Source organism: Bartonella tribocorum (assembly GCF_002778015.1).
GTDB lineage: Bacteria > Pseudomonadota > Alphaproteobacteria > Rhizobiales > Rhizobiaceae > Bartonella > Bartonella tribocorum_B.
Genome location: NZ_NJPP01000016.1, coordinates 15020 through 35363 on the forward strand (window position 1 = coordinate 15020; position 20344 = coordinate 35363).

Annotated in this window: 16 protein-coding genes and 1 pseudogene; 4 read left to right on the top strand and 13 right to left on the bottom strand. The window is 36.6% G+C overall.

The annotated features are described in order from the left end of the window. Window positions 1-209: 209 nt before the first annotated feature. The 8 genes from CEV08_RS05395 to CEV08_RS05430 all read right to left on the bottom strand — a co-directional run bounded on the left by CEV08_RS05395 (window position 210) and on the right by CEV08_RS05430 (window position 9137). On the bottom strand, window positions 210-704 hold the full coding sequence (locus tag CEV08_RS05395; protein ID WP_100130694.1) for a F0F1 ATP synthase subunit B: 495 nt from the start codon (window positions 702-704) through the stop codon (window positions 210-212). Between the two features lie 11 nt (window positions 705-715). Further along, a complete protein-coding gene (locus CEV08_RS05400) occupies window positions 716-1282 on the bottom strand; it encodes a F0F1 ATP synthase subunit B (RefSeq protein WP_100130695.1) in 567 nt (188 codons plus the stop codon). Window positions 1283-1412: 130 nt separating this feature from the next. Further along, a complete protein-coding gene (locus CEV08_RS05405) occupies window positions 1413-1643 on the bottom strand; it encodes a F0F1 ATP synthase subunit C (RefSeq protein ID WP_012231167.1) in 231 nt (76 codons plus the stop codon). 54 nt (window positions 1644-1697) lie between these two features. Next, entirely contained in the window at window positions 1698-2456 is a 759-nt protein-coding gene (locus CEV08_RS05410) for a F0F1 ATP synthase subunit A (protein WP_100130708.1), read from the bottom strand. A gap of 7 nt (window positions 2457-2463) precedes the next feature. After that, window positions 2464-2919, bottom strand: coding sequence for an AtpZ/AtpI family protein (locus CEV08_RS05415; RefSeq protein ID WP_100130696.1), 456 nt, complete (start codon window positions 2917-2919; stop codon window positions 2464-2466). 1758 nt (window positions 2920-4677) lie between these two features. Further along, on the bottom strand, window positions 4678-6102 hold the full coding sequence (der, locus tag CEV08_RS05420; RefSeq protein ID WP_100130697.1) for a ribosome biogenesis GTPase Der: 1425 nt from the start codon (window positions 6100-6102) through the stop codon (window positions 4678-4680). Between the two features lie 4 nt (window positions 6103-6106). Next, window positions 6107-6778: a tetratricopeptide repeat protein gene (locus tag CEV08_RS05425; RefSeq protein WP_100130698.1), complete on the bottom strand. Its 672-nt coding sequence runs from the start codon at window positions 6776-6778 to the stop codon at window positions 6107-6109. A gap of 586 nt (window positions 6779-7364) precedes the next feature. After that, on the bottom strand, window positions 7365-9137 hold the full coding sequence (locus CEV08_RS05430; RefSeq protein ID WP_100130699.1) for an SLC13 family permease: 1773 nt from the start codon (window positions 9135-9137) through the stop codon (window positions 7365-7367). Between the two features lie 357 nt (window positions 9138-9494). Here CEV08_RS05430 and CEV08_RS05435 point away from each other — a divergent pair, with 357 nt between their 5' ends. Both CEV08_RS05435 and nhaA read left to right on the top strand, forming a co-directional pair. Further along, window positions 9495-11201 carry a hypothetical protein gene (locus CEV08_RS05435; protein ID WP_100130700.1) on the top strand — a complete coding sequence of 569 codons (1707 nt, stop codon included), beginning with the start codon at window positions 9495-9497 and terminating at the stop codon, window positions 11199-11201. A 153-nt stretch (window positions 11202-11354) separates the two neighbouring features. Next, complete coding sequence (gene nhaA / locus CEV08_RS05440) at window positions 11355-12716, top strand: Na+/H+ antiporter NhaA (protein ID WP_100130701.1); 1362 nt, start codon at window positions 11355-11357, stop codon at window positions 12714-12716. A gap of 573 nt (window positions 12717-13289) precedes the next feature. Here nhaA and CEV08_RS09955 read toward each other — a convergent pair. Beyond that, a pseudogene (locus tag CEV08_RS09955) lies at window positions 13290-13538 on the bottom strand (hypothetical protein); the annotation flags it as partial. Window positions 13539-14491: 953 nt separating this feature from the next. Beyond that, on the bottom strand, window positions 14492-15748 hold the full coding sequence (locus tag CEV08_RS05450; protein WP_100130702.1) for an aspartate kinase: 1257 nt from the start codon (window positions 15746-15748) through the stop codon (window positions 14492-14494). 194 nt (window positions 15749-15942) lie between these two features. Here CEV08_RS05450 and ubiG point away from each other — a divergent pair, with 194 nt between their 5' ends. After that, window positions 15943-16686, top strand: coding sequence for a bifunctional 2-polyprenyl-6-hydroxyphenol methylase/3-demethylubiquinol 3-O-methyltransferase UbiG (gene ubiG, locus CEV08_RS05455; RefSeq protein WP_100130703.1), 744 nt, complete (start codon window positions 15943-15945; stop codon window positions 16684-16686). Between the two features lie 20 nt (window positions 16687-16706). Here the strand turns inward: ubiG and grxC are convergent, their stop codons facing one another. Both grxC and CEV08_RS05465 read right to left on the bottom strand, forming a co-directional pair. Next, on the bottom strand, window positions 16707-16961 hold the full coding sequence (grxC, locus tag CEV08_RS05460) for a glutaredoxin 3 (RefSeq protein WP_100130704.1): 255 nt from the start codon (window positions 16959-16961) through the stop codon (window positions 16707-16709). A 52-nt stretch (window positions 16962-17013) separates the two neighbouring features. Next, the gene (locus CEV08_RS05465) at window positions 17014-17799 is read right to left on the bottom strand and encodes a ComF family protein (protein ID WP_100130705.1); all 786 of its coding nucleotides are present in this window, start codon (window positions 17797-17799) and stop codon (window positions 17014-17016) included. Window positions 17800-17996: 197 nt separating this feature from the next. Here CEV08_RS05465 and CEV08_RS05470 point away from each other — a divergent pair, with 197 nt between their 5' ends. Then, on the top strand, window positions 17997-18875 hold the full coding sequence (locus CEV08_RS05470; RefSeq protein ID WP_100130706.1) for a methyltransferase domain-containing protein: 879 nt from the start codon (window positions 17997-17999) through the stop codon (window positions 18873-18875). Window positions 18876-18882: 7 nt separating this feature from the next. Here the strand turns inward: CEV08_RS05470 and CEV08_RS05475 are convergent, their stop codons facing one another. Further along, on the bottom strand, window positions 18883-20238 hold the full coding sequence (locus tag CEV08_RS05475) for an L-cystine transporter (protein WP_100130707.1): 1356 nt from the start codon (window positions 20236-20238) through the stop codon (window positions 18883-18885). Window positions 20239-20344 lie beyond the last annotated feature (106 nt).

Sequence of the window (20344 nt, forward strand, 5' to 3'; positions counted from 1 at the left end):
CTTATCGCTTCATAAAAATAAAAAAAAACAACACGCCTCATTAGAATCTTCATGAATAGAATCAAAAGAGGAATCTAAGCCAGAGAACACGGGCTTCTAAATTCAATGTATAACCAACTCAAGACGAGCATCACAACATCATAAACTAAAGCATTCAATATTGAAAAAATTACCCGCCTAAAAAACAGTTTTTTATCTCTAAAATACCATTAATTAAGATGTGTTTTCATTTTGCTCAATGATTCTTTTGAAAGAGCTTCTTTAACGTGTTCATCTGTTCTGTTAGAATCTAATTCCTTTGCAATAAGCATTCGTGCCGTAGCAACTGCCAAATCGATAGCCGATGAAGATACCATACGTATGGCATCTGCTTCTGCCTGAGCGATTTTTTGCTCTGCCAATTTATTGCGGTTTTTTACATATTCTTCTGCTTTTGTACGCGCTTCAGCAATAACAGATTCAACTTCATGCTTTGCTGCTGCAATAATTTCTTGCGCATCCTTTTCTGCTTCAGCGTGTTTGCGCTGATATTCAGCCAATATTTCTTGTGCCTCTTCACGAAGACGCAGAGCCTCATCCAACTCATCCTTGATACGCTTTGCGCGCGCATCAAGATGGTGTATAACCTTCTGTGGAATTTGGAAATAGACTAAAAGAGCCAAAAAAAGAACTAATCCAACAAAAGCCCAAAAAGTATCACTCATCTTTGTCTTCCTCAATAATCCGCAGTTTTAATAACTGAACGAACGGCCTCTTTGCTGATATCAACATCAATCAATTTTTTCACAATTTCAAGGGCGACTTCTTCAGCGATAGAACCAACACTTTGCATCGCTTTATCGCGAATTTTTACGATCTGTTTTTCAGCATCTGCAAGTTTTTTTTCTAAATGTTCTTCAATTTCCTTCCGTTCAAGCTCCGCCTTTTCTTTTAATTTTTCACCCGCTGCTTGTGCTATAGTATGCGCTTTCAAACGTGCTTCTGCTAATTCACGCTCATAAGTTTCAACAACAGTGTCTGCTTCCTGCTTCATGCGCATTGCCTGATCTAAATCAGATGCAATTCGATCTCGACGTGTTTCAATAACACCACCAATACGCGGCGCAATCACACGAGAGATAAAGAGATAAAAAAGTCCGAAAGAAATTGCCAACCAGAAAAAATGCGAACTAAAATGGGCAAAATCAAAAGGTGGAAACACACGATTTGCATGCTCTGCCACTTTCTTGATATGCTCCATCGACGTTTCAGTGTTCTGTGCATAAGCGCTGGAAACAAACATTTTTTTTCATCCTTTAAAATAGCTTAAGCCCTCTTTAGCCGATGATAACTGATAAATATTTTTCTTCATTGAGAGCTAAAAGGGTAAATCTCTCCTCATAGCGAGAACAAACATACCCTTTTGATGATGATTAAACCCCAAAAAGAAGTAATAAAGCAATGAGCAACGAAAAAATACCCAAAGCTTCTGTCACAGCAAAACCAAAGACGAGACGTCCAAACTGACTATCTGCTGCTGATGGGTTACGTAATGCACCAGAAAGATAACTTCCAAAAATATTACCAAGCCCTAAAGCTGTTCCAGCCATACCAAAGCAAGCAAGACCAGCGCCAATATATTTTGCTGCAAGCACTATTTCCATATTATTCTCCTTTTAAGCGAAATTGCACTATTCGACGGAAAACCGCCAATTCTATTAATGTCCTGGATGAATTGCATCATTAAGATACATACATGTTAAAACTGTAAAGACGTAAGCCTGAAGAAATGCGACCAAAAACTCAAGAGCCGTAATCGCCACAGTCATAATAAGGGGCAAAACCGAACCACCAACACCTACGATTCCTGCCCCAATCATCGAAACAACAAATCCAGCAAACACTTTGAGCGTAATATGACCAGCAAGCATATTCGCAAAAAGACGAAGGGAAAGACTGATGGGGCGGGAGAGAAAAGAAATAATCTCAATCATTGTCACGAGAGGCAAAACTACGACAGGAACTCCACTGGGAACGAACAGTTTCAAAAAACTGATCCCATGCTTATAAAAGCCATAACCAATCACCGTCAAAATAACCACCATTGCCAATGAAAATGTAATCATAATCTGAGAGGTCACCGTATAAAAATAGGGGAAAAGACCAATAAAGTTAGCAACCAAGATAAAAGTAAACAGAGAAAAAACTAAAGGGAAAAACCGCATTCCCTGTACACCAGATGATTCCCGCAGTGTCGATGCAACAAACTCATAGGCCATTTCTGAAAGAGATTGCATTCGTGTTGGAACCAATCCACGACTCGATGATGAAATAAAGAGAAAAATAGAAGTTATAACAACCGTAACGACTGTAAACAATGATACATTGGTAAATGATAAATCCATATTTCCCATGGAAATCTTAATCAGCCGTGAAACCTCAAACTGATGAATAGGATCTGGAGCGTGCGCTGTCACTTCAACCTCATTTATCGGACCTCTTATTGGCCCCTTTTTTTTGTTCATCTTGGCGCAATACGCCTCTTTGTCCTAATTGACTGGAGGAAACATATCCCACAGACCGCAGAACACTCAATATACCAGCAGCAAATCCAAGAAAGAGAAAAAACACTAATCCCCAAGGCCATGAACCTGCTAACTTATCAAACCCCACCCCCAATACAACACCAACAACAATACTTGCCAGAAATTCACTGGAAAGCTTAATTGCATCCGCTATGCTTCCTTGTGACTTTTCCCGCCTACCCTTATGCTCTCGCTTCCTTAACGCTTGCTTGCGCCCTAAAGCTATGCTTAAGTTTTTACTGCGACATTCCAAATCCTCTGAACGAAAACTCTCTCTTTGCTCTTTCTCTTCAGCTCTTTGCTTTTTTTCTTTAGCCTCCTTGCGGCTTGTAACGGGTTTTTCGCCCACCGCCATCATCAGCTCCTTCATAAAAAAGCAAAGCAAAAATGCATCGCGCAAAATCGTGTGCATCATATTGTTCTCGAATTTATTCGTCAAGATACTAAAAAAAATCTATCACAAATTATCGTATAAATCTTATCGCATGAATAACGTGTTTTTCAATTCTACATGCTTTTTTAAAAAGATATTTCTTAAAGCCCCTATATCGATTTCACAACACCATTCGCAAATACATAAAAATCTCCGTGAATAATAAAAACTCATAGGTCCCATTTTTATGCTTATGAAGAGATAAGCCGGCACCCTTATACACTTTATTAACTCCAATGCCGTAACAGCCCTCGTCTTGAAAAAACAGGAGTTTCTTTTCTTTAATCGTTTTACTCCCACATCAAATCCGCTTATAATGGCGAGGATACCATTTTAATTAATTCAATATGAACATGTTTGAAATATCAGAGATATCTTATGATTTTCGAGTTTCTTAATTCAAGATAAAAAGTGGCGGTTTGTTACCATAAATCAAAGTATTCTTAAATTAAAATACTAAACATTAACACACTTGCACATCATCATTCTCGCTTGCAAATAAATGGAATGCTGGCTTGTTTTCTATTAAAATCATATTTTTTGCTCATATCATTTAAATATTCTGAATGTATGTGAATTCATCTGCACAAAACATATAAAATATATAGCACAAACATAACTGAAATTCTTAGTAATATAATATACTCAACAGATATTCACTAAATGTGAATTAATTGCTTAGACTTTACTCATCATGCGTTAAAGAAAATGGATGCAAATGGATTTTTTTGCGTCCTTTTAAGTGCAATACATTTATTTAAAATGATAATTTATAATTTTTCGACTTGAATAAGAACTCTGATAAGATACCCTTGCGTATTCATATTGAAATCATCAAAACTGTTCTGTGTCTATTACAAGAAGGGTTGATCTGTGCTTAAAAAATGATTGAGAAAATTGCCTTTTATGCTCTCTTTCAAAATGAGAATTGATAAAAATAAAAGCATTTGCTTATGCTTTTATTCAAATGAATGTGCACTTTTTGTTAAAATAAAAATGCTCAACAGGTTGTGTATACGATCCCATTTGCAAGGTATTTTACATTATGCCATTTACAGGTATCTCTGTGAAATGAGCTGAGAGGCATAAAGAAATTTTTTAAGTACCAAATATAACAAATTTACAATTTAAATAGAACACAATCAAACTTGAATATGACCGCTTTATTAAAATTTTAATCTACTTTTTGAATCTCACCCTTTACAATTGAATATTGTTAGATTCAGCAGATATGTTTGCTTCTTATTAAAAAAAATCATTACAAAAAAAGCACTTATTAATACCGTTTGTTTTTGTGAAAAGATAATTTAATGCTTCTTTTCAACGAGCACCATCCTTATATTCTCCTCCCTCTATATTGCCTCTGTTTTTCTATTAAAATATACTCTTAAAGGATTATGTGCTCTTTCTTAAATACTCCCGATTAAATTCTTCTCATAACATGCAAATAAAAAGGCTTTATCAAAATAAATAAAAATGAGAAAGCTCTATAGCACTCATGGTAAATAATTACTGATAAACCAAATTTTTAGCAAATAAAGATTTTTTTCTTTTATAAAAAAGAAGATAATTGTCTGTTGAAGTTATCATTTCATTTTCGATATTTAGAACACCATGAAATTATGAAAAGGCTTCTTTTTAAGATTCTGTAGATTTCATTCACTTTAAAATAAAAAGGGATCATTTCTTTTTAGAGCGTGTCGCAAAAGGATTATCAGAAGCTCTTAATGATAGGCGCACTGGTATACCAGACATATCAAATGCTTCACGTAGCCCATTGACAAGATAACGCAAATACGACTGGGGCATGACTTTGGGACGCGAGCAAGAAATCATAAATCCAGGGGGACGTGTTTTCACCTGTGTGATATATTTAACCTTAAGTCGACGCCCAGAAATTGCAGGTGGTGGATGATGTGCTACAACAGTTTCAAGCCATTGATTCAATTTAGCCGTGGAAATGCGACGATTCCATACACGGTGCATGATCATGATATTTTCCATAAGCTTATCAATCCCTTGACCATATTGTCCCGATAAAGGAACAGCCCTCAAACCACGAACTTGAGGAAGAAATCGCGCACATTTTTCATGCAAATCAATCAAGGTGGTCTGACTATTTTCAATAAGGTCCCATTTATTGAAAGCAATAATTGGAACACGCCCTTCACGAATCACAAGATCAGCAATTTGCAAATCCTGCTTTTCAAAAGGCATCGTTGCATCAAAAACAATGACTACTACTTCTGCAAAACGAATGGCACGCAAAGTATCTGCAACGGATAGCTTTTCTAATTTTTCTTGAATTTTTGATTTTCGACGTAAACCTGCAGTATCAAAAAGTTTAATATAGCGACCACGCCATTCCCAATCGACAGAAATAGAATCGCGTGTTAACCCTGCTTCCGGTCCTGTTAACAACCGATCTTGCTTCAACATACTATTGATAAGAGTGGATTTCCCTGTATTGGGACGCCCTGCAATAGCAATCCGAATAGGCTTATTTTCATCGTAAATAAGTCCCTCTTCTTCCAAATTATTTACATCATCACCAACAGATGCGAGCTGTATCGTCATGCCCTCTTCTTTGTTGTTGCCAAAAGCGCTCTCTTCCCCAACGGCGTCTATAATGGCATCACGAAGATCGCTAAATCCCAAACCATGTTCAGCCGATATTGGACATGGTTCTCCCAAACCTAATGACCACGCCTCATACTCTCCTCCTGTTGCCGCTTTTGACTCAGACTTATTGGCAACGAGTACAATCGGTTTTCCTGATTTGCGAACCAGTGAAGCAAAATTTACATCACTCAGTGTTATTCCGCTCTTGGCATCAAATACGAATAAAATAAGATCTGCCTCATCAATGGCAGCTTTTGTCTGAGAACGCATACGCCCCTCAAGTGTATGCTCTCCTGATTCTTCCAACCCAGCTGTATCAATCACATCAAAACGTAGATCTTGAAGTTTTGCCGTATGAATACGCCGATCACGTGTCACACCCGGCTTATCATCAACCAAAGCCAACTTTTGCCCAACCAAACGATTAAAAAGTGTTGATTTCCCAACATTGGGACGACCAACGATAGCAATGGTAAGGCTCATCAATTTATTCCTTATTTGCCTTGCCTTCAACTTGCATAAGTTCAAGCATCATTCGAGCCCGATCTGCTACTTTTGATCTCAGCGCACCGTCTACAGAAATTTTCTGAAAATAGTCAACGGCTTCATCAATCTTCCCTGCTTTATAAGCAGCCAAACCCAAAGCCTCTCGTGCAGACATACGCATAGGATCAATATCATTTGCCATATCTTTGACGCGCTTTTCGACATCATCCAAGGTCCCTGTATCAACTAAAATATAGGCTGCTCGAATTTTCGCAACTTTCCGCAAAATCTGCGGTGCTTTCTCATCCGCTGCAACAGTATCAAAGATTTCTACCGACTTGGTAAGATCACCTTGCTCTATGAGTAAAGAAGCCTCCCGCAAACGAGCAAGAAAAGGATACCCCCCAAAATGAGAATTTTTAACATTCTCCAATTGTTTTATCGCCTTATCAAAATGACGTGTATCCGCAAAATTAAGACTTTTTACAAATGCATCACCGATCTGACTGGCTTTCTTTATTTGCGCATGATGATAAACTTGATAAATAATTACCATGAGAATGAAAAGGAGAACTGCTCCAATAATTGAAAAACCATAACGCCTCCAAAAAGCAAGCGCTTTTTCCTGGCGAAATTCTGCATTAACCTCAGCAATAAAACTATCATACGACATATAACATACCTTGTAAAAAAATTTGCTTTCTACCTTTTAAGCATAAATGAGCAAAGAGGGTAGCCCTCATTAATGAAAAATCTTCAAACTGCTCCCGTTTATTCATTTCAAAGCAATATGTATCCTCATCGATCAAGCTTTTGCAACTGTATCAATTAAAAATGATGTAAATATCCTTTTGCTTTACATGATAATTTTTATACAATTCTAATTTATAAAAAAGATCACGATTTTAATGTCTAGCATGCTTATCAATAATTGTTAACCTTTCTTTATTAATGTATACTAAATACAATTTTTAAAAGTCCTAAAAAACTTCTTTGTTTTTAGGTGTAGAATTGTCTTCGGTTGTAGAACTGCATTAAACATGCAAACTCTTTACAAACAATGATCGTTAGACTTCCCTTCTTGAAATTAAATAAACAAATTTTTACTCGGTAGAAAAAATACTGGAGCGTTATTAAAAGTGCGTTCCCCTCCCCCAAAAGCTTCAAGTAAAAATTTTTATACAAAGCATATCCCTTCAACTTATCTTCATACAATTCATAATCTTTTATAATTGATCCTTAAAGCTTCTAAAAATATCCTATTGTAATGGCCAAACCCACATAAGCATGGGAACAGCAACAATAACGATCAACACCGCCAATGGAGCCCCCAAACGTGGATAATCACTAAAACGATATCCTCCTGGCGCCATCACGAGCATATTGCTTTGATGTCCAATAGGTGTAAGAAACTCACACCCCGCACCAATTGCAACAGCCATCAAAAAAGCTTCAGGCTTATAATGAAGAGAATGAGCAAAACTTGACGCGATGGGTGCAACCATCATAACCGTTGCTGCATTATTTAAAAATGGTGTGACCAACATGGCAGTCACCAACATCAGTGCTAATGCACCAGATGGAGGAAAGAATATGGCTAATTGGCTCAGCCACTGACCAATGAGATCCGTACATCCCGTTTTCTCTAAAGCTTCACTCACGGGAATAAGAGTCGCTAAGAGCACTAATATTGAGCCATCTAATGCTTGATACAGATCACGCGCGGGCAAAACGCGAAAGATAACCATTGCAGCGGCCGCAGAAAAGAAAGAAAAAGCAACTGGAACAATATGAAAAGCTGTAAAAATAATGGCTATAAATAAAATGGCTAAAGATACAAAACCATGTCGTAAATTTCCAAATACAATATTTCGTTTTGCTAGAGGCAAACATTTCAATTCTCTTAATAAATTTGGAATAACCGCATCTTGCCCTTGTAAAACAATCACATCTCCAAGATGGAAAATAATATCATTAAGTCTTCCTCGCACCCTTTCATGTTGACGACTTAACGCGAGCAAATTGACATTATAGTGATCAAAGAGAGAAAACTCTTTCGCACTAATGCCAATAAGAGGCGAGTTATGAGTAATAACCGCTTCAATAATATCAATGTCACTGTCCTTATCCCCTGTAGAAAGAGTTCGCTCCTTAGAAAACTCTAAACGAGCAGAATTCATCACACTATCTATTCCTGTATGCGACCCTTCCAGCAAAACAATATCGTTTTCAGACAAAACAAAATCCGGTAGTGGCGAAATAGATACTTTGTTTCTGATGATTTGAATCACCATAACATCACCACTTGATGGCTTAACCAAATCTACAATACTTTTTCCCACAATCGGTGAATTTATTGGAATATGCACTTCTGCAACATAATTACGAATATCAATGGCATTATCAAACGATCCACCTGAACGCACACGCACAGGTAAAAGCCAATAAAAAAGGACCAAATATAAGACACCAACCGTCGCAATAACTGCACCAACTGGTGTAAAATCAAACATAGTAAAAGGTGTTCCTGTTAAACGTTCTTGCATCGCTGAAATAACAACATTGGGAGATGTCCCTATCTGTGTCATAAGTCCCCCCAACAAAGAACCAAAGGCCATAGGCATCAAAAAAACAGAAGGAGAAACCTGAGAACGACGAGCAAACTGAAAAGCGATTGGAAGCATAATAGCCAAAGCACCAATGTTTTTAACAAACATTGACAATACGACAACAGAAAGAACCAAAAAAGCTAATTGAAGACGCACCGATTTCACGTCTGGCCATATCCGCTGAATAATAAATTCCATTATACCAGAGCGCGATACAGCCGTACTAACAACAAACACACTTCCCACGATAATAACAATATCATTACTAAAACCGCTAAAAGCTTCCTTTGGACTGACAAGTCCAAGAGCACACGCTGTTAATAATGTACAAATAGCGACAAGATCATAACGAAATCGATCCCAAATAAAAACAACCATCATGAGACCAATGATCGAAAAGGCCATTATTTGATTTTCTGTCATAATACTCAACTTCTCCCCATTAAATTATAATGAACAAAAACATATCTTTATATGTTTTAAATATTCCTATAAACAGCGGCAAGATAAAAGCAGACATAGGAATATTTTATGATAATTTAAAGTGATAAAAATATGATGCGCATAAAACCTACCTTTCCTTACATTATGCATATGTTTTCTATAACGTTATGAATCCAAAGAAAATTGATAAAAGTTGATAAAGTGATATTGCAAAAAAGATGAGAATAACTCTAATATAGAGGAAAAATGACTGTTGAAACTGGTACACGCTATATTTTAACCTTTGTCATTGCTTAAAAGAATTTATCTTCACTCTCAATTTAAAGAGTGATAAAAATGAAAGAAAGAAGAATGGTCAAGCTTCATAGTGGGTATCAAAGTCAACTAAAATATTGGCTCACTTGCATTATTGGATTTGTTGCTATCTTGGCAATTATAATTGTTGGTGGATTTTATATTGCAAAACCTTATCTTGACAGTTTTGCAAAACAAAAAATAGCCCGTCTTGCCATAAAAGCAGAAACAGCTGAAGTCAGCATTCTCGGTAAAGTCAATTTGAAGAATGTTACATTGCCCGCTCCAACCGGTACATCACTTAAAATTGGTGCCATTTCTGCTCGTCCTCCTTTTTCCTTTATTCCTGGAACTTTTACACTTTATAATGTTGATTTAAAATATAATAACATTCATGTAAAAATTCCCCAAATTTCTCTTAAAAGTGTATATTTCAAAGACAAAGATAGAACAATCACATCGCGTCTTTTACAATCAATGATGCGTATTGAGCTTGCCTCAATGAATGCTCCCAATATACAACTTTCTATAGAAAATAAAAATAAACGCGCAGAAATGGTTGAAATCAAAGATTTTCAACTTTTTGATTTTAAAAAAGGTCATATTCGTTCCGTTAGTATCAAAAATATGAATCTTAAAACGGCTGCAGTCAATGATGATAAACAGATGCAGCTGATGGCGAAAAGTGATACCATAAAAGCCCAAGATATCGACATCAATTACGCCTACTCTATCATTTTTGGAAAAAATCACGCTCTCAATCAAGGAAAAACCGTTACTGGGCCTATTTCTCTGAACAATATAAGTGTCGATATTTTTGAAGAAGCAGAAAAAAATAGCTCTTTCTTCCTCAGCCAATTTAAAACATCTGGTCTAAAGATGAAACCGCTTGAACAAACGCCTGAAAAATTGGTCAAAGCTTATCTTAATGCAAGAAAAGAGAAGAATAAAGTTGTGGAAAAAAAAGCACAAAATGGTCTCCTTCTAAACATACTGCTCGCCATTACCTCAGCTGATGCCAAAGTTGATAATGTCACCGTTGATATCCCACCATTGAAAGCAACTCTTGAATCATTACAATTCAAACCAAGCTTGTGGAAACATCCTATTCCTAAAAAGCTTTCTCTTTCTCTCAATAACCTTTCGATTTTACCTAAAAAGATGAATGAAAAAGACTTTGAACTCTTTAAAAAGATGGGGTTTGAACAAATTGATATTTCAGGTAAAATTGATATTTCTTATGATGAAAAAAAACATTTGCTCTTTCTTGATACAATGTCTTTCAATATGAAAGACGTTGGGTCTGGAAACATATCTGCTAAGGTTATTGATGTTGATGAAAAGCTTTTTTCTGGTCAACAAAATGTCATGATTGCTGCTTCTCAAAACCTTGGCATCAATGAAATTGACATACAATATAGGGATGCAGGTTTTATTGATAAGCTTTTTTCTTATCTTGAGAAAAATCTTAACGACAACCAACATGATCTTAAAAAAGAACTCTATGACGATTTCTATTTAATGATGACACAAACCCCAAAAATGCTGCTAAAAGATCATAGCGAAGCAGAAAAAATTTCAAAATCCTTAGGTAAATTTGCTAGAAATCCACAGACATTGATCGTAAAAATTAAAGCAAAAGATAATAAAGGGCTCACGATGGTTGATCTCGAATCTGCTCTACAAAATGATCTATCCAAGGTATTAAGCAAAGTGGACCTCGCTATAAAAAATGAAGCATCGCCTTAAATATATTGTTATCGTGCTTTAAATATGATGATCCTGTCTATAAATTAAGAACTTTATTCCTCTTTTTTCTTTTATATGATACAGAAAGCATCGTAATAGAGTCATTGACACAGAGATATAGAATCATAAAACTGACGATAGTTGGAGTTGTTCATGTCTGATTTATCTTCAAATCGCTTGCCTAATCGTGCTTCTCGTGTCACCAATCAAGCACTTTCTGCTATCGAGCGTTTCCTTCATATTGAAGCTCTTAGTGGCATTGTTCTTTTATTAGCTGCTGCTTGTGCACTTATTTTTGCCAATTCTAAATATGCTGCTCTTTATGAATCTTTTTGGCATACACCTCTTGGCTTTAATTTAGGTCGTTTTACTCTTTCATGGGATTTACATTTTTGGGTTAATGATGCCCTTATGACTATTTTCTTTCTCGTTGCAGGAATGGAAATTCGACGCGAAATTCATGAAGGTGCTCTTGCTGATTTTAAACAAGCGATCTTACCAATTGTTGCTGCAATAGGTGGGGTATGTCTTCCTGCAATTATTTATCTAAGCTTTCATTTAAACGGAGGAAATACACATGGTTGGGCTGTACCAACAGCAACAGATATTGCTTTTGCTCTTGGTATTCTGGCTCTTCTTGGAAAAAAAATTCCGTCTAATCTTCATGTCATTCTTCTATCATTAGCGATTATTGATGATATTATCGCTGTTCTTATTATTGCTTTTTTCTACTCAACAAACATTGATCTTAGTGGTTTAATGATTGCGGGAGCAGGTATTGCTCTGATACTCTTTTTTCAATGGATCGGACTTGCATCAGCATGGCTTTACATTTTACCCGGTGCAATCATCTGGTGGGGTTTAATGGTAACAGGCGTTCATCCATCACTTGCAGGGGTCATCTTAGGTATGATGACTCCCGTTTTTCCTACACGCACTCTTGTTACGCCACTCACCATGCTCAGCAACGCTATGCAAATTCTTCAAGAAAAAAACACAAAAACAGATCTCCATCATATTTCAACTGCATTGAAAAAAATGCGCAAAGGACAACGGGCCATGATTGCCCCTGTAATACGTGTTCAAAAAGCATTACATCCATGGGTTGCATACGTTATCATGCCGATTTTTGCCTTTGTAAATGCAGGTGTTAGTTTTGCAAACTTTGACCTTTCTTCTGACCAATCATTCTTTATTGTTCTTGGTGTTGTCATTGGTCTTTTTGTAGGTAAGCCTCTTGGCATTATCATTGCCAGTTATCTGGCCGTAAAATCAGGACTATGCCGTCTCCCTCCTCAAATGACATGGACCGGCATTTTACTCATTGGATTCTTAGCAGGAATTGGCTTTACAATGTCTATCTTTGTTTCAATGCTCGCCTTTAAGGATATTATCCTTCTTGATGCTGCGAAAATTGGGGTGCTTTGTGGCTCTGGTTTATCTGCTCTTATCGGCCTTGGTTATGGATTCATTTATATTAAGCGCAATAAAAACGTTTCTCATAGTTCCGAATAAAACCAAATATTCATCTACTTTGTTGGATTGATCTTTTAACATAACCAAGATTTATCTACAATTCTTGAAAAGTGTATATCTGCTTGCTAAGATATTTTTATTTTATGTTCGTTTCGGTTAAATGAACGATTTGAACATCCCCATAAAAACATTAAGAATTGTTTTTTGTTTCATTTATTAGAGGAAAAAAATATTAAACCTCAAAAAGAATTGCTATTATTATCGCTTCCGCCCTTAGCTTATTCCCCCCGTACTCAAATATATTTGTACATGTCGCTACAACTTGTTTTTATATCACCCTATGAGTATCTCAAGGGAATGAAAATATCATTATCACAACAGAAACTTGATTACTTTTTTGAATAACAACCCTTTTCCAAACTTAAAAAAAATGCGTTGTAGTTTAATAATCACCGGTCGTCTCATTAAAATATTAAGATATAGAATATTTTTCCAAAACTCTTAAAATATCGTGATCAGACCTTTAAAACTCTCGATGTAAAATCTAAATTAGATCACAAAGGAGAAGAGATCATAGATAAATTTTTCAATGTATTCATTAATGGGTGTATTTTATTTATCGTTTAAAAAAGCCTTGTCTATATGGTATCGTATTTGATTATGAATTGAAGAAATAGAAGCGGTTTCATCAATGACGATAAATCGTCCGTCTATTTCTGATAAAAGTTGATAGACTTGATAAACTTTTTCAATAAATGAGAGCTTTTCTTCGTATTTTAAGGCTAAACCATCCCTTTTTTGTAATCGTTCGATAATAGTAGCAGGCAGTAAATGAAGATAAAATGTGACATGAGCCCTTGGAGTAGATTGATTTAATCACACTTTCAAGTGAAAGCCCTCGAGCGTAAAAATAAGCAAGATTAGAATAAACATATCGATCACTGATTAATAAATTTTGCGATGAAGTTAAAGAAGGTTCGATAATTTCAAGCGTATGTTTTCATCTATCTGTTGTGGCTCAGAGTGCTAAAAGCAGTGGATCAATTGATTTTCAACGCTCTAAATAATCTCTAATCTCTTGATTATTTCTATATCAATGACTGGGTTGAAAAGTTTGTGTTATATGTTTTTCTTGTGCCCAATAGCAGAAATCTCTTGTGCTTGAGTGGTCTTCCCACTCTCCCATCAAATCCACATAGAGCAACAAAAGAACAAGAATATTGCTTCAAAGATCACATGGAATTATAAATATCTTTATTAAGATACATTTTTCTCCATCCATATAATTTACGTCATTTTAAATCTAAAATCTTCTTAATTGAAATAGAATGCACTTTATCTCTTAAAATCAGAGGTATGATATCAAGAACATTCTCCCCTTCAGCGTGAGAGCTTGAAACTGTTATAAATTATTTACGACTAGGATAATATTTTGCCCCAAATAAAAAGAAAATTCTGTAAGCTCTATGATGTTGACTCTAAAGTATAAATTCCCACTTTATAACAGATACATGGTGCCATTCTTCTTCTCTTCAAAGCCCCTATGTAAACAATTCTCCTTTCTCTTTATCTTATATCTAAACGATTTATAAGAAGTATTTTATGTTGTTTCTTAAATAGTTTTTATTCCTATGCTAATCTTGTTTGTATACAAGCAAACAGTTTTTTGCTTCATTATAAGAAAACCTTCAATGAAAAAATTTCACTGTAATCAATTATTCTTATTTACATTAAAAGTGCGCGTTATGCCTATAAAGCAAATCACTCATACATATTAAAAATTGATGTTCTTGAAATTGAACGTTTAAAAATACTTAACTCTTATCCAGCCCATAAACAGCATGTAATGTTCTCACTGCAAGTTCAGTGTACGCACTATCAATCAAAACAGAAATCTTAATCTCGGAAGTGGTGATTGCTTGAATATTAATACCTTTTTCAGCCAAAGCTTTAAAAGCTGTAGCCGCAACACCTGCATGGCTGCGCATTCCAATACCAATCACAGATATTTTGGCAAGATCGCTTTCAAATTGGAGAACATCAAATCCAATTTCTTTGCGATTTTTTTCAAGAAGAGCAACGGCTTTTTCTACATCTGCTGATGGTACAGTAAAAGTCATATCTGTTTTTGAGCCATCTTCAGAAATATTTTGCACAATCATATCAACATTAATACACTCTTCAGCCAAAGGACCAAAAATTGCTGCCGAAATCCCTGGACGATCAGCAAGTCGACGCAGCGAAATTTGTGCTTCATCCTTAGCAAAAGCAATACCAGTAACATTTTGTTGTTCCACAATTTCATCCTCATCGCAAATAAGTGTTCCAGAAGAGTTCATTGGATCGCCCATGCCGAATGCATCGGGATCCTCAAAACTTGAACGTACAAAGGTACGAACCTTATGAACCATTGCCAATTCAACAGAACGAACCTGTAAAACTTTCGCCCCAAGAGAAGCCATCTCTAGCATTTCTTCAAAAGCAACTTTTGGTAAACGACGTGCTTTTGGTTCTATACGTGGATCCGTCGTATAAACACCATCCACATCCGTATAAATATCACAGCGATCAGCCTGTACAGCTGCTGCTATAGCAACAGCACTTGTATCTGATCCGCCACGCCCTAGGGTAGAAATCCGATTATCCGGAGCTAACCCCTGAAAACCAGCAATAACGGCAACCTGACCTTCCTGAAAACACTTTATTAAAAAAGATCCATCAATATCAGTAATGCGCGCACGACCATGCGCATTGTCTGTATGAATAGGGATCTGCCAACTAAGCCATGAACGTGCATTGATCCCCATTGTTTGAAGTGCCAAAGCCAGCAAACCTGAAGTGACCTGTTCACCAGAAGCAACCACAACATCATATTCACGAGCATCTCTATGAACAGGTGAAGCATCACGCGTCCACTGGACAAGCTCATTGGTTTTACCCGCCATCGCTGAGACAACAACAGCAACCTCATTGCCCGCATCAACCTCTCTTTTGACATGCCGTGCAACATTACGAATACATTCAATGTTTGCCACAGATGTCCCACCAAATTTCATGACAATGCGCGCCATTAATAACACTCTTACCTTTACATCACATCTCTTATCTCAAACGATAATGAAAATAAGATGCTCTATCAACGAACCATTTTCTCGACATAACGAATATCTATCATTTGTGCAAGTTTCATTATGATTATATTAATTTCTCTTGACTTTGTATAAAATCTCTTGGACTTAATCATTAAAAATAAAAGGAAAGCACCATGATAGATGAAACACGAACAACTGTTGATCAAAGTGAAATTGATCACTTTTCACGTATCGCTACAGAATGGTGGAATCCGCAAGGAAAATTTCGACCTCTTCACCAATTTAATCCAACACGTCTTGCTTACATCAGAGAAAAAATCTGTTTAGAATTTAATCGTGACCCTGTTTCACTGATGCCTTTTGACAATTTGAAAATTCTTGATATTGGCTGTGGAGGAGGTTTGTTATGTGAACCAATGGCACGTCTTGGCGCTATAGTCGTAGGGGTTGATGCCGCACAAACAAATATTGAAGTCGCAAAAATTCATGCTGCCCAAAGTAACCTTTCAATTGATTATCGCACGACCACGGCAGAAGCACTCGCCCATGAAGGAGAACAGTTTGATATCATCCTTAATATGGAAGTTGTTGAACATGTCGCTGACGTTAATCTCTTTATAAAAGCGACAGCAAAAATGCTAAAACCACAAGGGTTGATGTTTGTTGCAACACTCAACCGCACGTGGAAAGCATGGGGGCTTGCTATTATAGGTGCTGAATATATCCTGCGTTGGCTACCAAAAGGAACCCATGATTATAAAAAATTTCTAAAACCTAGAGAACTTAAAAATTTCTTATCAAAAAACGCTCTGACTGTCATTGATGAGATAGGTATTACTTATAATCCATTAAATGACAGCTGGAATCGCTCAAAAGACATGGATGTTAACTATCTCCTTCTCGCAAAACGGCCTTAAAGGTATGTCATTTATAACGATTATAGGTCTTGTAACAAAGAATCGAGTTTTCCCTCAGCTTCTAAAGCATAAAGATCATCACAACCACCAACGTGATAATCACCTATAAAAATTTGTGGAAATGTGTTACGTCCATTCGCACGCTGTACCATTTCCTGACGAAGGGATGTGGAAGCATCAATGTCTGTATATTTTACACCCTTTTTGTCCAGCAAATCACATGCTTTTGAGCAATAAGGACAACCTTTGCGTGTGTAAATGATGATCTCTTTCATAAGTATTATCCTCCAAGTATTTTTTTTTAATAATATCTACTTTACGTTCCCCTTAAGAAGAAGGAAAAATAGAATCTTCTTTAAGGACACGCGAAAATGTTAGCACATCAACCTGTCGTGCACCTGCATATTTTAATGCAGCAGCAGCTGCTGTAACTGTTGCACCCGTTGTAAATACATCATCAATCAGCAAAACAGAACACCCTTTGAGATATTTTTTAACCTTATGCGAAATCTTAAAAGCATTTTTTACGTTAAGTTTTCTCTCTCTTGAAGAAAGACTAACCTGCGGACGCGTATGCCGACAACGAACAAGCCAACCCGGTTTTAAAAGCTTTTTTTGTGATGCTGCAATATAACGTGCAAGCTCGGCAGATTGATTATAACGTCTTTCCCAAAAACGACGAAAATGCAATGGAATGGGAATAATAACATCACATTCATCAATAACCTCACGTCCAGCAAATACCATCCAATTGGCCATAAAAGATGCCAATTCTATATGATCACCATATTTTAAGCGCGTTACCAAAGTGCGTGCAAGCCCTTTATGAACAATAGCTGAGCGAACACGTGAAAAAGGGTAAGAATTACGCAGTGCTTCACCACTGAGAAAACCATCCCCCATATCACACACAAAAGGCGTCCCCATAACAGGACAATAAGGTTTCGTGATAAATTGAAGGTCTTTCCAACATTCAGAGCAAATCGTGCCATAAGTAGAAACATTTTGCTTACATCCAGGACACATTGGTGGATAAAGCATCGTTTTCAAGCGTTCAACGAATTGACTGAGTATATCCCCGCTATTTAAAGTCGCTTCTCGAAAATAAAACATTATAAATCTAGGCTGTTACAAGTTCCCCGTAGAACAAAAGTTCCTTTGTATTCCCTCAATTTATAAAATTAATTCCTTTAAAAACTCTTAACCTCCTATAAACTTACTTTTCTTTCACATTATAAACTTGACAGAGCTTGTACAAACATGAACCTTTTAAAAATATATTCTTTCATAGATCGAAAGTGTTCTACAATATGTCTCATCCTTTAATTTTTGATCATAACCGCATTGAACAATTCCGCAAACGCGCTTTCCAAAAAGCAAAAAAAGGATATGATTTTTTGCTCTCTCTCATGGCAGAAGATCTCTATAAACGTCTTACCACGGTTGATCGCCTCTTTACATTAGCGCTCGATTTACACAGCCATACAGATCTTGCCATGCAAGCTCTCATGAAATCTGGAAAAGTTTGTGCTATAGAACGTATTGAAACCGATACGCTTTATCAAAGCCATGATACAAAATTTCATTTACGTCACCGAGAATTTCTTGACTTTCCTCAAAATTACTGCGACCTTATTGTTTCACTTCTTTCATTACACTTAACGAATGATACCCCTGGTGTTCTAAGCCAGATAAAAAATACTCTTAAACCAGACGGCTTATTTCTAGCCGTTATGACGGGAGCTAGTACACTCAAAGAGTTACGTGAATGTCTTCTACAAGCTGAGGCTGAAATTTATGGTGGCGCAAGCCCTAGAATTTATCCTTTTGTCGACATTCGTGATGCAGGTGCTCTTTTACAGCGAGTTGGCTTTGCTCTGCCTGTAGCAGACGTTGAAGATGTCACAATACGCTATAATACAATGTTTGATCTCATAAACGATCTTAAAGCGATGGGCATGCAAAATGCGCTTATCAATCGCTCACGACGCCCTGTTTCCAAACGCTTTTTTCTCCGTGCTGCTGAAATTTACGCACAACGATTTAGCGATCCTGATGGACGTATTCGCGCACATTTTTCTTTCATTTGGCTCTCTGGTTGGGCCCCCCACCCCAATCAACAAAAACCTATACAACCTGGTTCTGCGCAAATATCTCTGACGGATGTTCTTTCTCCCAAAAAAACATAACCCAAAATTATTTTTCAAAAATACTTTTATCTGTTGTCCGTAATATCTGACTGGTAATCGTTCCAGCTAACATTGAATCACTTACATTTAGGGCTGTACGTCCCATATCAATCAGTGGCTCAATAGAGATAAGTACAGCAACCAAAGTAACAGGAAGTCCCATAATGGGTAACACAATCAATGCAGCAAAAATAGCCCCTCCCCCCACACCAGCAACACCGATAGAACTCAGCGTTACAATCCCAACAAGCGTAGCAATCCAAGTAGGCTCAAGAGGATTAATCCCCACAGTTGGTGCAATCATGGTCGCAAGCATTGCTGGATAAAGACCAGCACACCCATTTTGTCCAATTGTTGCCCCAAAAGAAGCTGCAAAACTCGCAATGAATTGCGGTACGCCTATCCACTGCGTTTGCGCTTCAATATTCAAAGGAATACTTGCAGCACTTGAACGGCTGCTAAAAGCAAATGTCAAAACGGGTAAAACCTTTTTGAAAAAACGAAAAGGATTAATGCCTGATATACCAAGTAATACACCATGAATTCCAAACATAAGGATAATAGCGACATAAGAAGCAATGATAAAAATGAGTAAATTTAAAATATCTGCAATATGCGAAGTTGCTCCTACTTTCGTCATAAGAGCAAAAATACCATAAGGCGTCAAAGCAATCACAATACGAACTAACCGCATAATCCAAGATTGTGCCACTTGAATAAATAAAAGGGCATTTTCCCCTTTTTCTGGCTCATCTTGCTTTAAAAGAAGAACTGCTGCCCCCAAAAATGATGCAAAAATAACAACACTAGTAATTGATGTACGCTTGGCTCCACTTAACTCAGCAAAGGGATTTTTAGGAATTAAAGACAAAATCATTTTTGGTATATTCATATCTCCAAGTTGCGAAATACGATCCCCAACAATAGCAGAAACAGTTTGCCCTTCATGGATCAAACTACTTGCTGTTAATCCAAAAGCATTAACAACAAAAATACCAACCAACGCTGAAAGAGCCGTGGTAAAAAGCAATATTGAAATGGTCATTATACTCATTTTGCCAACAGCATAAACAGAATGCAAATGAGCAACCGCTGAGACAATAGAGACAAAAACCAATGGCATGACAATCATTTGTAACAATAAAATATAACCTTCACCAACAATGTTAAACCATTCAATCGATTTCAATAAAGTAGCTTCACCCTCTCCATAAAAAATCTGCAAAACACTGCCAAAAACCAAACCAAGGATAAGCCCTAGCATAACACGGAGTGAAAGACTCCATTGCATTCTCTTACTTTGGGCAACCCACAATAAAAAAATAACAAATAGAAATAAATTGATGAAAAAATTAAATGTCATTGTCTATGCCCAGTCTATAGCCACTATTGTTAAGGCTAAAGGTAAATAATATGCATAATTCAAAATCAATATGTAATTTTTAAAACTAAAGTATAAGGCTTACAAG

Coding starts and splice junctions, on each gene's coding strand:
- CEV08_RS05450 (WP_100130702.1), bottom strand. CDS start 15,748: ATGGCGCGCATTGTCATGAAATTTGGTGGGACATCTGTGGCAAACATT.
- CEV08_RS05395 (WP_100130694.1), bottom strand. CDS start 704: ATGAGTGATACTTTTTGGGCTTTTGTTGGATTAGTTCTTTTTTTGGCT.
- CEV08_RS05435 (WP_100130700.1), top strand. CDS start 9,495: ATGAAAGAAAGAAGAATGGTCAAGCTTCATAGTGGGTATCAAAGTCAA.
- CEV08_RS05430 (WP_100130699.1), bottom strand. CDS start 9,137: ATGACAGAAAATCAAATAATGGCCTTTTCGATCATTGGTCTCATGATG.
- CEV08_RS05425 (WP_100130698.1), bottom strand. CDS start 6,778: ATGTCGTATGATAGTTTTATTGCTGAGGTTAATGCAGAATTTCGCCAG.
- CEV08_RS05470 (WP_100130706.1), top strand. CDS start 17,997: ATGTCTCATCCTTTAATTTTTGATCATAACCGCATTGAACAATTCCGC.
- CEV08_RS05405 (WP_012231167.1), bottom strand. CDS start 1,643: ATGGAAATAGTGCTTGCAGCAAAATATATTGGCGCTGGTCTTGCTTGC.
- CEV08_RS05415 (WP_100130696.1), bottom strand. CDS start 2,919: ATGGCGGTGGGCGAAAAACCCGTTACAAGCCGCAAGGAGGCTAAAGAA.
- grxC (WP_100130704.1), bottom strand. CDS start 16,961: ATGAAAGAGATCATCATTTACACACGCAAAGGTTGTCCTTATTGCTCA.
- nhaA (WP_100130701.1), top strand. CDS start 11,355: ATGTCTGATTTATCTTCAAATCGCTTGCCTAATCGTGCTTCTCGTGTC.
- CEV08_RS05475 (WP_100130707.1), bottom strand. CDS start 20,238: ATGACATTTAATTTTTTCATCAATTTATTTCTATTTGTTATTTTTTTA.
- CEV08_RS05465 (WP_100130705.1), bottom strand. CDS start 17,799: ATGTTTTATTTTCGAGAAGCGACTTTAAATAGCGGGGATATACTCAGT.
- CEV08_RS05400 (WP_100130695.1), bottom strand. CDS start 1,282: ATGTTTGTTTCCAGCGCTTATGCACAGAACACTGAAACGTCGATGGAG.
- der (WP_100130697.1), bottom strand. CDS start 6,102: ATGAGCCTTACCATTGCTATCGTTGGTCGTCCCAATGTTGGGAAATCA.
- ubiG (WP_100130703.1), top strand. CDS start 15,943: ATGATAGATGAAACACGAACAACTGTTGATCAAAGTGAAATTGATCAC.